The organism is Mesorhizobium sp. P2_H9 (genome assembly GCF_056403215.1).
Window position 1 is genome coordinate 303570 of record NZ_JBFUFX010000005.1, and the last position, 12591, is coordinate 316160.

The window sequence follows — 12591 nt, forward strand, 5'->3', positions numbered from 1 at the left end:
CCCCCTTCTCTTACGACGCAAGCCTGGCGGCGACGCCAAGCAGGATATTCGCCCCGGCGATCAGTTCGTCGTCGGCCGTGAACTCCGCCGGGTTGTGGCTGATGCCGCCCCGGCTCGGCACGAAGATCATGGCAGACGGCGCGATCCGCGCAATCATCTGCGCATCATGCCCGGCGCCCGACGTCATGCGCCGGCACGAGAGGCCGTTCTCCCTGGCGCAAACCTCGATGAGGTCGACAATATGGCTGTCGAAGGTCACCGGTTTGAAGCGCGCTAGCCTTTCGACCGCGATTGTCACGCCCGTGTTTTCGGCGAGCGCATCGAGATAGGAAGCCAGCGCGGCTTCCTCGGCCTGCAGGCGATGCTCCTGGGGATCGCGCAGGTCGATGGTGAAGCTTGCCCGCGACGGGATGACGTTGATGGCGTTCGGCTCGAAGGCGATGGTGCCGACCGTCGCCACCGTGGGCGTCGGCGAAGCAGTGGCGCGATCCTGCAGAAAGCTGATAACGCGGGCGGCGGCGGCGCCGGCATCGCGGCGCATTGACATCGGCGTGGTGCCGGCATGGTTGGCGACGCCGTCGATGGTGACGCGCTGCCAGGAAATGCCTTGCAGGTTCTCGACCGCGCCAATCGCCACCCCCTCGCGCTCCAGCACCGGCCCCTGCTCGATGTGCAACTCGACATAGGCATACGGCTTGAGGAAACCGGGCTCGTGCCTGCCGGCATAGCCGATGCGTTCGAGTTCCTGGCCGAGCACCGAGCCATCGGTGCCGATTGCTGCAAGTGCTTCCTCCACGCCGATGCCGCCAGCAAAGACAAGCGAGCCCATCATGTCAGGCGAATAGCGCACGCCCTCCTCATTGGTGAAGGCGGCGACGACGATCGGACGGGTGGGCGCAAAACCGGCCTCCTTCAGGCTCACGATCGTTTCCAGCCCGGCCAGTACGCCATAGCAACCATCATAGATGCCGGCGTCGATCACCGTGTCGATGTGCGAGCCGAGGAGGATGGGAGCCTTGCTCTCGTTGTCACTGGTTTTCCAGATGCCGAAGATGTTGCCGATGCGGTCGACGGAGACCTCCAGTCCACTCTCCCTGAGCCAGCCGACGAAGCGGTCGCGGCCAATCCCGTCCATGTCGGAAGCCGCGAGGCGAACGAGCCGACCTTGCGCATCGCGGCCAAGCGAGCCGAGTTCGCGAAGGCGACCGAGCAGGCGGCCGGAATTGATGGCCAGGTTGCTCATGCCGTTTGTCCGACCCGCGCCTTGGCTACATCTTCCGGCTTGAGCCCGACCAGTTCGGCATAGCGGCCGGGATCAGTGGCGCCCTCGGTGTTGATGACCAGCACACGAGAGTTGGCGTCGAGGCCAAGGGCTGACCGCATCTCAGGAGCCGCCAGAGCGTGGATCAGTCCCGCCAGTCCGGCCCCGCCGCTCTCGCCGGAGACGATGGCCGGATCGCTGCCCGAAGGCCGCGCCAGGCGGCTCATCACCGCGACCGCATCCTCTTCGTCAACGGTCATGAAGGCGTCGGCAACCCGCACCAGCACCCGCCAGGCGAGCGGCGAGGCCTCGTAGCATTCGAGCATCGCCATCACCGTTGGTGCATCATGGGCGATCTTCACCGGATGCCCAGCCTTGGCGGTGGCGAAGATGCAGGCGGCACGCGCCGGCTCGACCACGACGACTGTCGGCCTCTGTTCGCCAAACAGGACGGTCAAATGGCCGGCAACGGCCGCTGCAAAGCCGCCAACGCCGGCCTGCAGAAAGACATGCGTCGGCGGCCGGGCGAGATGGCGAAGTACCTCGCGCACCATCACCGTATAGCCTTGCATGACCAGCCCCGGAATGCGCTCATAGCCCGGCCATGAGGTGTCGGAGACAACGGTCCAGCCCCGCTCGACGGCAACCCTTGCGGCCTCGACCACGGACTGGTCGTAGCTGCCGTCGACCCTGATCATCTCGGCGCCGACGCGGGCGATCGCGGCGACGCGTTCGTCGCTGACGCCTGAATGGACGAAGATGACCGACCGGGCGCCGACCAGTTGCGCGCCTTGCGCCACCGAGCGGCCGTGATTGCCGTCGGTCGCGCAGGCGAAGGTCATGCCAGCGGCCACCTTCGCCACTTCGGGCGAATGCAGGTCGAGGATTTCGACGCCGCGGCCTAGCCGTTTTGCGGCCTCCTCCAGCACCAGCCGGATGACGGCATAGGAGCCCCCCAGCGCCTTGAAGCTGCCGAGCCCGAGCCGAAAGCCTTCATCCTTGACATGGACCGAGCCGACGCCGAGCTCAGTCGCCAGCGCCTGCAAAGAGTGCAGCGGCGTTTCCGCATGGTTTTGCCGCTCAGCCAAGAAGCGTTCGGCCTCTTCGGCCTCGGTCACGCCCAGCGTCGTGGCATCGGCCGGATCGAGCGGCGCGCGATGTTCAGGCAAGGTGTTGAGCAAAAACATGGGTGTCGGATTCCTCGTTGCCTTATGTCTATTGCAACAAGGGCGAGAATTGCGCTCTGTTTGGGCAACCCGAATGCAAGTTTGTTTCGTCTGGAGCGGAAAATGCCGCCAAGCCTCGACAGTTTCGACCGCGCCATCCTCGCCATCCTGCAAAAGGACAACACGACGCCGCAGCGGGTGATCGGCGAGGCCGTCAACCTCTCGGCGCCGGCCGTGCAAAGGCGGATCCGGCGCATGGAGGAGACGGGTGTCATCCGCGCCAATGTCGCCCTGGTCGACCCGGCCAAGGTCGGCCATCCGATCACGCTGTTCGTCGAGGTGGAGGTGGTCAGCGAACGCGCCGCGCTGATCGACGCTGCCAAGCGCGACTTCGCCTCGGTGCCCGAGGTGCAGCAATGCTACTATGTGACAGGCGAAGCCGACTTCATCCTCGTCGTCACCGTGGCGACGATGGCCGACTACGAGGCGCTGACGAGGCGGCTGTTCTTCGAAAACAACAACGTCAAGCGTTTTCGCACTTTTGTCGCCATGGACCGGGTCAAGGTCGGGTTGCAGTTGCCGGTGGGGTGAGCAGCCACCGAACCGATCGAGCCGGGCGTCATTTTTTGCCCTGCGGGTAGATCGTCTCGCCGCGCTTCAACATCTCGACGAAGGTCTCGATCTTTTTCTTGCGACCGGCCTCGGTCTTCATGTTGTGGGTGCGGAAGGCGAGCGCGAAACGGTTCTGGGCGCTGAGCTTTCCCAGCATCTCCTTTGCTCTCGGCTCGGCGTCGATGGCGGCCTGCAAATCGTCGGGGATTTTCATGTCCTTGCTGCGATAGGCACGCGCCCAGCGGCCGTCGGCCTTGGCGGCGTCGACCTGTTTCAGTCCATGCCCGGTCATGCGGCCCTCCTCGATCAGGCGGGCGACATTGCCGACATTGATCTGGCTCCAGATGCCCTTCTTGCTGCGCGGCGTGAAGCGCTGCAAAAAACTCCTGTCGTCAAAACCCTTGCGCACCGCGTCGATCCAACCCCAGCACAGCACGACATCGATGGCCTCTTTCGGCGTGATCGACGGCAGTCCCGAGCCGACCTTGTGCACCTTGATCCAGACCTCGGTCTCACTGTCGTGGTGCTTGGCGAGCCAGGTGTAGAAGCTGGCCGCATCCGGGAATTCGTGCACCTTGTCGGGATCGACCTTGACCGGCGCCATCAGAGGAGTGTCCACGTCTCGATTGTCGTCATCGTTCTGGTGCCTCCGGTGCCGCTGTGGTCCGAATGCAGGCTTAGCGAAACGAACCCTCCCCAACAAGCGGAGCCTGCCAGTCCAATCCGATGAGGCAGGCAGGATCAGGAACCGCCGTCGCGTTCCTTCCCACCCCCTTCTGTCCTGCCAACGCCCATGGTGGTTCTTCCCGCCATGATGTAGCTTCTGCAAAATCTTCTATCGTCCTGTTTTTGTTCCGGACATCTCACCCTCACCTCGGGAAATGCCATGCGATCGATGCTCCTCGGCCTCGCCCTGCTGCCGGCAAGTTGTCTGCTCTCCGGCGCTGCACTCAGCGAGCCGATCGAAACCCAGAAAATCATCACCGCGGCCACCGGCGACTGGAACGGCGACGGCGCCATCGACCTGGCAATGATCGTCGAGACCGAACCCGGCAGTGCCATGGACATGCATTTTTTCCTCAGGGACAAGGAACACAATTTCCTCAAGCCTGCCGGCACCGTGCAGGAGCAGATCTATGGCGAATGGAACGGCTATGACCGGCCGGGCTACGAGGCGTCCTACATCGAGCCGGAGTTGACGGCACTGCCGAACGGCTCGATCAAGCTCTCCATACCGGGCATACCGATGAATGGCGCGCGGACCGACCAGACGCTGACCATCGCCTGGCGCAACGACGCCTTCATCGTCGCCGGCTTTGCCTATGACTATCACGACTACATGAAGGACAACGTCGCCAGCGACTGCGACTACAATCTGCTGACCGGCAAGGGCAAAAGCAGCAAGATGCAGCCGGACGGCACCAGGCTGCACAGAACGGTGGCCGTCGAAGGCAAGGTCGTCCCGTTTGCCACGTGGGACAGCGGGGCCAGCGTTACCGATTGCGGGGAGTGAGCAGCCGGTTCGCGAAGCGAATTCATCGTGCCAGTGGCACGATGAAAGGCCAGCGAACGCCGGGACGCCGCGCAGCAGCGGGGACCCGGCAGGCGGACACCGAGCCCTTCGCCGGCTCAGGGAAAATCAGGCTTTCGGTGCAGCCGGCGTCAGCCCGTGGCGGCGCATGATCTCCATCATCTTGGCCTTGTCCGGCGGGCCGCCGGCGGCGGCGTAGAACATGGCGAAGATCTCGCGGAAGTAGTCCGGGCCAATCGCCGCCGGTGTGACGACGCACAGCACCTTCGCTTCGAGGGTGCCATTGTTGTCGAACCGGTGCACGGCGCCGCGTGGAATACACAGCGCCTCACCCGGTCCGACCTCGATCGGCCTGCCGTCGACGGTCCAGGTCAGCACGCCTTCAATGCCGTAGATCGTCTCTTCATAGTGATCATGGCTGTGCGCCGGCGCCAGCAGACGCATCGCGCTGGCCACCTTCAACTCGAAGGCGGCGACGCTGCCGTTCGAACTGTCGCCCGTCACCAGGAAGCGGATCGATAGCCACTTGTCGCCGATGGTCTCGTCGGCTGGATTGATGTGAAGATCCATGACTGACATTGCGCAAACCCCTCCGGTAAATTACATTTACTAGCTATCAGTAAACTCAATTTACCGGATCGTCAATGGCCACCGCAACCGAAGTTCTCCAGACCAAGACCCAGGACCTGCTGATCGGCGCCCTGCTGCGTGTGCCGGCGCAGGCGATCCAGCGCCGGCTGATCAAGGAGCTCAACGCCGCCGGTTTCGACGAATTGCGCCTGCCGCATATGGCGGTGCTGCAGTTTCCCGGGCCGGACGGCGCGCGCCCCGGCGCCATCGCCGAGCGCGCCGGCATGAGCAAGCAGGCCATCAACCAGCTGCTCAGCAGCCTCGAAGGCTACGGCTATATCGTCCGCTCCGATATTTCCGGCGAAGGTGGCGCGCGCGTGGTGCGGTCCACCGAACGCGGCCACGCTGCCTTCTGGAAGATGGTCGACATCCTGCGCGACATCGAGGAGGAGTGGCGCGCCGAACTTGGTCCGGAGCGCTTCGCCCAACTCAAGGCATTGTTGTTCGTCGTCTGGGAAAGTCCACTGGTGAAGTGAGGCGCGGCCTTCCCTTCTCCCCTCGTGGAAGGGGAGCGACCTACTGCAAATGCGGCTTCTTGAGAAAGCTGTTGCGGTCGGCCGACTTGATGCGCAGCCAGGTGTCGCGGCCATCGCGCACCACCCGCAAGGGAATTTCCGCGCCCGCCGGGTTCTGCCACAGCTTGCGATAGAAATCGGCGAGACCGTCGACCTCGCCGTCGCGGACATCCGAGATGATATCACCCTGGCGCAAGCCGGCCTTGGCGGCCGGGCCGCCGGCGGCGACGCTCATCACCACCACGGCGCCATTGTTTTCGGCGGAGAAGGCGCCGAGCCAGGGACGAGGCGGCTTGGCCACCTGGCCGCGGGTCAGGAGGTCGTCGAGGATGGGCGGCAAGAGATTGATCGGCACCACCATGTTGATGTCGGCGACCTCGCCGTTGCGGCTCATCTGCAGCATCAGCGAGCCAATGCCGAGCAACGAACCGTCCTCGCCGATGAGGGCGGCGCCGCCCCATGACGGGTGGGCGGGCGCGATGAAGATCGCCTCGTCGAGCAGATATTCCCAATAGCCGGCGAATTCCTGCTTGGTGACGATGTGCGCCTTGACCGACCGGCCGGTACCGTCGGCAAGAACCACCGGATCGCCGACCTTGGCCTTGCCGGCGTCGCCGAGCGCAAGAGCCGGCAGGCCGAGCGGGGCGAGTGCCTGCACCAGGCCAAAACCGGTTTCCTGATCATAGGCCAGCGCATGCGCCGGCACGACGCGGCCGTCCTGGGTGGTCAGCCACACTTCCTCCGCCTCGGTGATGAGATAGCCGATGGTCAGCACCAGCCCGTCGGGGCGAATGACGACACCGCTGCCCTCGCGGCGGGTGCCCAGCGCCGACGCCGTGAAGGCGTCTTCGGGGATCGAGGCGCGCACGGCCACGATGGAGCGCAGATTGGGATCGATGGTCATGCTTTTTGTCCTGGGTAGGCGATGCGGCCTGCAAGGGCCTGATCTTCTATAGGTATGACAGACGGCACGAGGCGCAAGGGCTTGGGACAGGGATACTCACTTCAGGGCTTGCGCCGACATTGGCCGACATCGACAATAGTTCAACAAAAGTTGGACTTCCCCCTTTCCAGCCCGCGCACCGGTACCTAAATGTAAGTCTGCCCCCGCCCCATCAATCCGCGCCCGCGTCACGCAGGCTGCTGCTCCCAAGCCCCGCCAAAACATGAGGCCTCCCGACATGACCGATTACACACCGCCGAAAGTATGGACCTGGAACAAGGGCAATGGCGGCGCTTTCGCCAGCATCAACCGGCCGATCGCCGGCCCGACGCATGACAAGGAGCTGCCGGTCGGCAAGCATCCGCTGCAGCTCTACTCGCTGGCGACGCCGAACGGTGTCAAGGTGACGGTCATGCTGGAGGAGCTTCTGGCGCTCGGCCACAAGGGCGCTGAATACGACGCCTGGCTGATCCGCATCAACGATGGCGACCAGTTCGGCTCAGGCTTCGTCGAGATCAACCCCAACTCGAAAATCCCGGCGCTGCTCGACCGCAGCGGCAAGGAACCGGTGCGGGTGTTCGAATCCGGCTCGATCCTTCTCTACCTCGCCGAAAAGTTCGGCGAGTTCCTGCCGACCGAGCAGCCGGCGCGCGCCGAGGCCCTGTCCTGGCTGTTTTGGCAGATGGGTTCTGCGCCGTATCTCGGCGGCGGCTTCGGCCATTTCTACGCCTATGCGCCGACCAAGATCGAATATGCCATCGACCGTTTCGCCATGGAGACCAAGCGGCAGCTGGACGTGCTCGACCGCAGGCTGGCCGAGACTGAATTCTTAGGCGGCGCCGACTACACGATCGCCGACATGGCGGTATGGCCCTGGTATGGCGGGCTGGCGCTCGGCCGCATGTACAATGATTCCGGCGCCTTCCTGTCGGTCGAGGAGTACAAGCATGTGCAGCGCTGGGCCAAGGCAATCGACGCAAGGCCAGCGGTAAAGCGCGGCCGCATGGTCAACCGCGCTTTTGGCGAACCGGCGATGCAGCTGCACGAACGCCACGATGCCAGCGATTTCGACACGAAAACGCAGGACCTGTTGGCGGCGGAGTAGAACGCAGCCTGCAATTGGCTGATCAGTAGCGGCCGCTAGCCCAATCTCGAGTTAGCGCCGCTGCCGCCTCACACACCTCGGCTGCAGCTCCCGGATTATCGGGCCGCAGCTGAGTTACTACGGCGTCACAGCTCCGGATCGGTTGCCCGCCATAGACCATTTCCGAATAGGCAAAAAAACAGAAGGCGAGCGATTGCAGTGCGGTGGCGGAGCTTACGTCGCCAGGCAAGATTTTCGCGGCCTCATGGCATAGCTGTTGCACATAGGGCTGTCGTTGTCCGCCCTGAAATGGAACCGCCATCGTGGCCAGGACGAAAGCCGCACTCACCGTCATCACCACCTCGCTCCTACACCGTGACAAGCGACAAGGCTATTTCGTTCTAACTATGACCGCTGGCCAAACGCATGTCTGCGCAGCATGTTGCGCCGCGATCCATCCAAATTGATTCAGAGACCAGCTCTATCTTCTTGATCAATAACAATTTTGGTGGTCACACCACTGAGACCGCCGACATCCACAACCGGTCGATGTCGGCCAGGTAAGTCTCGTCGATCTCGTCGAGATGGTTCCAGTACATGCCGTCCTCGTAGAAATAGCCGAGGTCCTGCTCGATCCTTTCGGCCTTCTCGGCCCTGTCGTGCGCAATGCCGGCAAGGATCTCCTCTTTCATTTCGGCGACCCTTGCTCGAGACAGGCTCTTCAGCTCGTCGAAGGTCAGGCGCGGAAAGATCAGCCGGCTGCGCGGCAATTCGGACAGGTTGATGCACAGGCAGTCCCGCCGCAGCGCCTGGACAAGCAGGCGGGCGGACTTGGCCTCGAGGTTGCGCAGCGTCACGTCATCGCGCAGCGGGTCGGCACGGCCGATGCCGTAGAAATGCGTCTTGTCGGGCTGGTCGTAGATCATGTCGCAGCCGAGGAACGCCAGCACATCGGGCCGCTGGCTGTGGATGGTCCAGTAGGCCGAGGTCAGCGACATGGTGGCGCCGGCATAGACGAAGCCGCCGAAGGCGTTCTGCGCCGGCACATATTGCGAGGCGCTGAAGATCTGCGCCTGCCGCAGCCTGGCGCCCGGCGGCAGCCGGTCCGACGGAAAATCGCCGGAATGGACGAGAAAATCCCAATCGGGGCGCACGCGCCAGGCATTGTTGATGGCGACGATCTTGCTGAAGGCGGCCTTCGGCCACACCTCGCAACGCACCACATCGGGCGCGCTGCCCATGAGCAGGATCACGCGCGGCGATCTCGAAGCGGCGCTGGCCATGACATTCCTCGTTCGATCGACATGACGGGTATCGATGCCCTGGGGATCATCGAACTGCATTCAGATGCGCCCGGCCTGGCCGAGCAGGCATTGTAGCAACTCCCCGAACAATTGAAGTGGAAATTTATTGCGCGCCGGCCCTCCCGGGCGCAATCTGATCCCCACAGACTGAGATCAGGGGGAATATCAGTCCGTTTCGGGGAAAATGGGGGAATGACGCTCAAAATCATTGGGGCCGGGTTCGGCCGCACAGGTACGTGGTCGACCTTTGCCGCGCTGAACCGGCTCGGCCTGCCCTGCTACCACATGCAGGAAGTGATCCTGAACAAGGCCAACAAGGGCCATCTCGACTTCTGGCGCAAGGTGGCCAACAGCGCGCCCGGCACGCAGCACGACTGGAACAGGGTGTTTGCCAACTATACGGCGACGGTCGACAATCCCGGCTGCTGCGTGTGGCGCGAATTGCTGGCCGCAAATCCCGATGCCAAGGTGCTGCTGACGCTGCATCCGCGCGGCGCCGAAGCCTGGTACGACAGCACGATCGACACGATCTACTTCACCGAGAATGTCTGGCAGTTCAAAATCCTGGAGTGGCTGACGCCGTTCGGCCGAAAATTCGGCGACATGTCGCGCAAGCTGATTTGGGGCCGCACGCTTCGCGGCGTGATGGACGACCGCGACAAGGCAATCGCGCGCTACAACGCCTACACCGAGGAGGTGAAGGCCGCGGTGCCGGCGGAAAAACTGCTGGTGTTCACGGTGACCGAAGGCTGGGGTCCGCTCTGCGACTTTCTCGGCGTGGCGCAACCAAATGAGCCCTTCCCCAACCTCAACGACCGCGCCAGCCTCAAGAAGGTCATCGGCGACGTCATCAAGGGCGCCTACATCATGCTTGGCCTGTCGATCGCCGGGGTGGTGGCGGTGATCGCGGCGCTGTGGTGGTGGCTGGGGTGAGGCGGGGCTGCTGCCGGGGCGAGGTCAAAGCTGGTGAGAGCGCCACCCTACCCGTTCAGAATCTTCGCTAGCCTCGGTATGCCTTCACTCACCGCGCGCTTGTCGGCGAGCGTGAAGGAGAGGCGCAGCGTGTTGCGGCCGGCTCCGTCGGCATAAAAGGCGCTGCCGGGCACGAAGGCGACGCGCGCTTCCTTGACCGCCCGAGCCAGCAGCGCGGTGGCGTCCGAGCCTTCGGGCAGCGTCACCCAGACGAACATGCCTCCATCGGGCCGCGTCCAGGTCACGCCTTGCGGCATGTTGGCTGCCAGCGCCGCAAGCAGGCCATCGCGGCGCTCGCGGTAAGCGTCGATGAGCTTTTCGACCTGAGTATCGAACACGGACTCGGCGACGCGGTGCATGACCACCTGGTTGATCGACGGGCTGTGCAGGTCCGACGCCTGCTTCATCAGCACCAGCTTCTCGATGACGCGGCGCGGCGCGCAAACCCAGCCCACCCGCATGCCCGGCGACAGGATTTTGGAGAACGAGCCGCAATAAAGCGTGCGGGCATTGTCGATGCCGCCGGAGCGCGCGCAGTCGAGCGCCAGGATCGGCGCCACGCCCTCGCCATCATAGCGCAGCGCGCGATAGGCGGCGTCCTCGACGACGGCGATGTCGAGCTCGGAGGCGAGATCGAGCACCGCCTCTCGCTGCTTGAGGCCTAGCGTCTCGCCGGTGGGGTTGGCGAAATCCGGCACCAGATAGGCGAATTTGACCTTGCCACCGTTGGCGGCGGCCGCGGCGCGGTAGGCGTCGGGCGTCATGTTGCCGCCATCGGGCGTCAGCCGGTCATAGCGCGGCTCATAGGCGTTGAAGGCCTGCAGCGCGCCGAGATAGGTCGGCCAGGTGACCAGCGCCGTATCGCCCGGGGAGAGAAACAGCTTGCCGAGATAATCCAGCGCCTGCTGCGAGCCTGAAGTGATCAGGATGTTGTTCTCGTCGCAGGCGACGCCTAGCTTGCCCATCTGTCCGGCCAGCCAGCGCCGCAGCGGCAGAAAACCTTCGCTGACCTGATACTGCAGCGCCGCACCCGCATCGGCGCTGCCGAGCACCGCCGCATAGGCATCGGCGATCGCCTGCGACGGAAACAGCGCCGGGTCGGGGATGCCGCCGGCAAAGGAGATGATGTCGGGCTGGTCGAGCAGCTTCAGCAGCTCGCGGATTTCCGACGCCTTCATGCGCGAAGAGCGCGACGCCAACAGGTTCATCAATGTCAAAACGCACCTTCCACCCGGCTTGCAGGTCGATTATAGGTCAATCTCGCTGACCTATATCAGAGCCGCTTGCCCGATTGAATAGCCAGAAGGCTGACATGCCTAGCCCAATCGGAACACCCTTCGCCATCAGCCAGTTTGGCATTCGAAAAAGAGAATGGGACTCAACATGGCAAAAGGCTGACCGTCTGTTGGCGCGCCGCGTCGCAAAATTGCTTGATTTTGAAAGCTTCTTCCACCGCAGCTGGTGGGCTTCCAGCGAATGCGGTCGCCAGGCCGGCACACAGCGATCGGTGGACTGTCACTGCCGCGCTGTTACCATCGGGCGCGATCCGGGTTAGAAAAAGCGCTACTCTCTCGGCGGGATGAGAATGCGGATCAAGATCATCGGAACCGGGCGGGCCGTGCCGGCTGCGTGCGTGACGTCGCGCAGCCTCGATGCGCGGCTGGGGCTTGGCGATGGCCAGCTCGAAGCCGCCACCGGTGTCATCGAACGCTATGTCTGCGAGGCTGAATCGCAGGTCGACCTGGCCTGCGTGGCAGCGCGACTCGCCCTGGCGGATGCCGGGCTGGTGGCCGGAGATATCGATCTCGTTGTTGGCGGTTGCGGCGTGCCCTACCAGCCGCTGCCATCGACCGCGCCGCTTGTCATGCAGCGCCTCGGCATGGCCGACGGTTCGGCGGCGGCCTTCGACGTCAACAGCACCTGCCTTGGCTTCCTCACCGCCTTCGAGACCGCCGCCCACATGATCGAGGCCGGGCAATGCCAGCGGGCGCTTGTTTTCTCCGCCGAGATCGCCTCGCGCGCACTGCCCTGGAACCAGCCGGAAATCGCCGCTCTGTTCGGCGACGGCGCGGCGGCGGCCGTGCTGTGCAGGGCGGCATCTGGCGAGGGCGCGGTTAGGGCCAATCTGATGCGCACCTACCCTTCGGCCTATGAAGCCTGCAGCATCGGTTCCGGCGGCACCCGCTTCGATTTCCATCGCCAGCCGCAGGAATTCGCCAGCCATGCGCTGTTCCACATGGACGGCAAGGAATTGTTTCGCATCACGTCGCGCCATTTCAACGGTTTTGTCGCCGAGCTCTTGCAGCGGGCCGGCTGGACGCATGACGATGTCGACATCGTCGTGCCGCACCAGGCCAGCCCCTTTGCGCTCGCCCATATGGCGCGCCAGACCGGCTTCGCCAGGGAAAAACTCGTCGATATCGCGGCGTGCTTCGGCAACCAGATCGCCGCATCGATTCCCTTCGCGCTCGACATTGCGCGCCGCGAGGGGCGGATTGCTGCGGGCGCCAAAGTGCTGTTCCTCGGAACGTCGGCCGGTGTGTCGTTCGGCGGCATGGCGCTGGAAGCGTGAG

14 protein-coding genes are annotated in these 12591 nt (G+C 63.9%); 6 read left to right on the plus strand and 8 right to left on the minus strand.

Going from position 1 to position 12591, the window contains the following annotated elements:
* Positions 1-10: 10 nt before the first annotated feature.
* Positions 11-1243: a hydantoinase/carbamoylase family amidase gene (locus AC1DXN_RS11750; protein ID WP_477273850.1), complete on the minus strand. Its 1233-nt coding sequence runs from the start codon at positions 1241-1243 to the stop codon at positions 11-13.
* On the minus strand, positions 1240-2448 hold the full coding sequence (locus AC1DXN_RS11755) for a diaminopropionate ammonia-lyase (protein WP_477273852.1): 1209 nt from the start codon (positions 2446-2448) through the stop codon (positions 1240-1242). Before AC1DXN_RS11755 ends, AC1DXN_RS11750 begins: the two co-directional genes overlap by 4 nt.
* Positions 2449-2550: 102 nt before the next feature.
* Between AC1DXN_RS11755 and AC1DXN_RS11760 the strand changes: the two genes are divergently transcribed.
* The gene (locus AC1DXN_RS11760; protein ID WP_477273854.1) at positions 2551-3018 is read left to right on the plus strand and encodes an Lrp/AsnC family transcriptional regulator; all 468 of its coding nucleotides are present in this window, start codon (positions 2551-2553) and stop codon (positions 3016-3018) included.
* 28 nt (positions 3019-3046) lie between these two features.
* Here AC1DXN_RS11760 and AC1DXN_RS11765 read toward each other — a convergent pair whose 3' ends face one another.
* Entirely contained in the window at positions 3047-3643 is a 597-nt protein-coding gene (locus AC1DXN_RS11765; RefSeq protein ID WP_477274018.1) for a YdeI/OmpD-associated family protein, read from the minus strand.
* Between the two features lie 282 nt (positions 3644-3925).
* Between AC1DXN_RS11765 and AC1DXN_RS11770 the strand changes: the two genes are divergently transcribed.
* Positions 3926-4552, plus strand: coding sequence for a hypothetical protein (locus AC1DXN_RS11770; protein WP_477273856.1), 627 nt, complete (start codon positions 3926-3928; stop codon positions 4550-4552).
* A 126-nt stretch (positions 4553-4678) separates the two neighbouring features.
* Here the strand turns inward: AC1DXN_RS11770 and AC1DXN_RS11775 are convergent, their stop codons facing one another.
* Positions 4679-5149: a cupin domain-containing protein gene (locus AC1DXN_RS11775; protein WP_477242397.1), complete on the minus strand. Its 471-nt coding sequence runs from the start codon at positions 5147-5149 to the stop codon at positions 4679-4681.
* Between the two features lie 65 nt (positions 5150-5214).
* Here AC1DXN_RS11775 and AC1DXN_RS11780 point away from each other — a divergent pair, with 65 nt between their 5' ends.
* Positions 5215-5676, plus strand: coding sequence for a MarR family winged helix-turn-helix transcriptional regulator (locus AC1DXN_RS11780; protein WP_477242395.1), 462 nt, complete (start codon positions 5215-5217; stop codon positions 5674-5676).
* A 40-nt stretch (positions 5677-5716) separates the two neighbouring features.
* Here AC1DXN_RS11780 and AC1DXN_RS11785 read toward each other — a convergent pair whose 3' ends face one another.
* Positions 5717-6619: a S1C family serine protease gene (locus AC1DXN_RS11785; protein ID WP_477273858.1), complete on the minus strand. Its 903-nt coding sequence runs from the start codon at positions 6617-6619 to the stop codon at positions 5717-5719.
* A gap of 277 nt (positions 6620-6896) precedes the next feature.
* Here AC1DXN_RS11785 and yghU point away from each other — a divergent pair, with 277 nt between their 5' ends.
* Entirely contained in the window at positions 6897-7763 is an 867-nt protein-coding gene (gene yghU, locus AC1DXN_RS11790) for a glutathione-dependent disulfide-bond oxidoreductase (RefSeq protein WP_477273860.1), read from the plus strand.
* A gap of 22 nt (positions 7764-7785) precedes the next feature.
* On the opposite strand, the gene AC1DXN_RS11795 is transcribed toward yghU, so the two are convergent.
* Both AC1DXN_RS11795 and AC1DXN_RS11800 read right to left on the minus strand, forming a co-directional pair.
* Positions 7786-8097 carry a hypothetical protein gene (locus AC1DXN_RS11795; RefSeq protein WP_477273862.1) on the minus strand — a complete coding sequence of 104 codons (312 nt, stop codon included), beginning with the start codon at positions 8095-8097 and terminating at the stop codon, positions 7786-7788.
* 157 nt (positions 8098-8254) lie between these two features.
* Entirely contained in the window at positions 8255-9085 is an 831-nt protein-coding gene (locus AC1DXN_RS11800; protein ID WP_477273864.1) for a hypothetical protein, read from the minus strand.
* 153 nt (positions 9086-9238) lie between these two features.
* Here AC1DXN_RS11800 and AC1DXN_RS11805 point away from each other — a divergent pair, with 153 nt between their 5' ends.
* Entirely contained in the window at positions 9239-9979 is a 741-nt protein-coding gene (locus AC1DXN_RS11805) for a sulfotransferase family protein (RefSeq protein ID WP_477273866.1), read from the plus strand.
* Positions 9980-10026: 47 nt separating this feature from the next.
* Here the strand turns inward: AC1DXN_RS11805 and AC1DXN_RS11810 are convergent, their stop codons facing one another.
* On the minus strand, positions 10027-11226 hold the full coding sequence (locus AC1DXN_RS11810; protein ID WP_477274020.1) for an aminotransferase-like domain-containing protein: 1200 nt from the start codon (positions 11224-11226) through the stop codon (positions 10027-10029).
* A 377-nt stretch (positions 11227-11603) separates the two neighbouring features.
* Here AC1DXN_RS11810 and AC1DXN_RS11815 point away from each other — a divergent pair, with 377 nt between their 5' ends.
* Positions 11604-12590, plus strand: a complete 987-nt coding sequence (locus tag AC1DXN_RS11815) for a 3-oxoacyl-ACP synthase III family protein (RefSeq protein WP_477273868.1) — start codon at positions 11604-11606, stop codon at positions 12588-12590.
* Position 12591 lies beyond the last annotated feature (1 nt).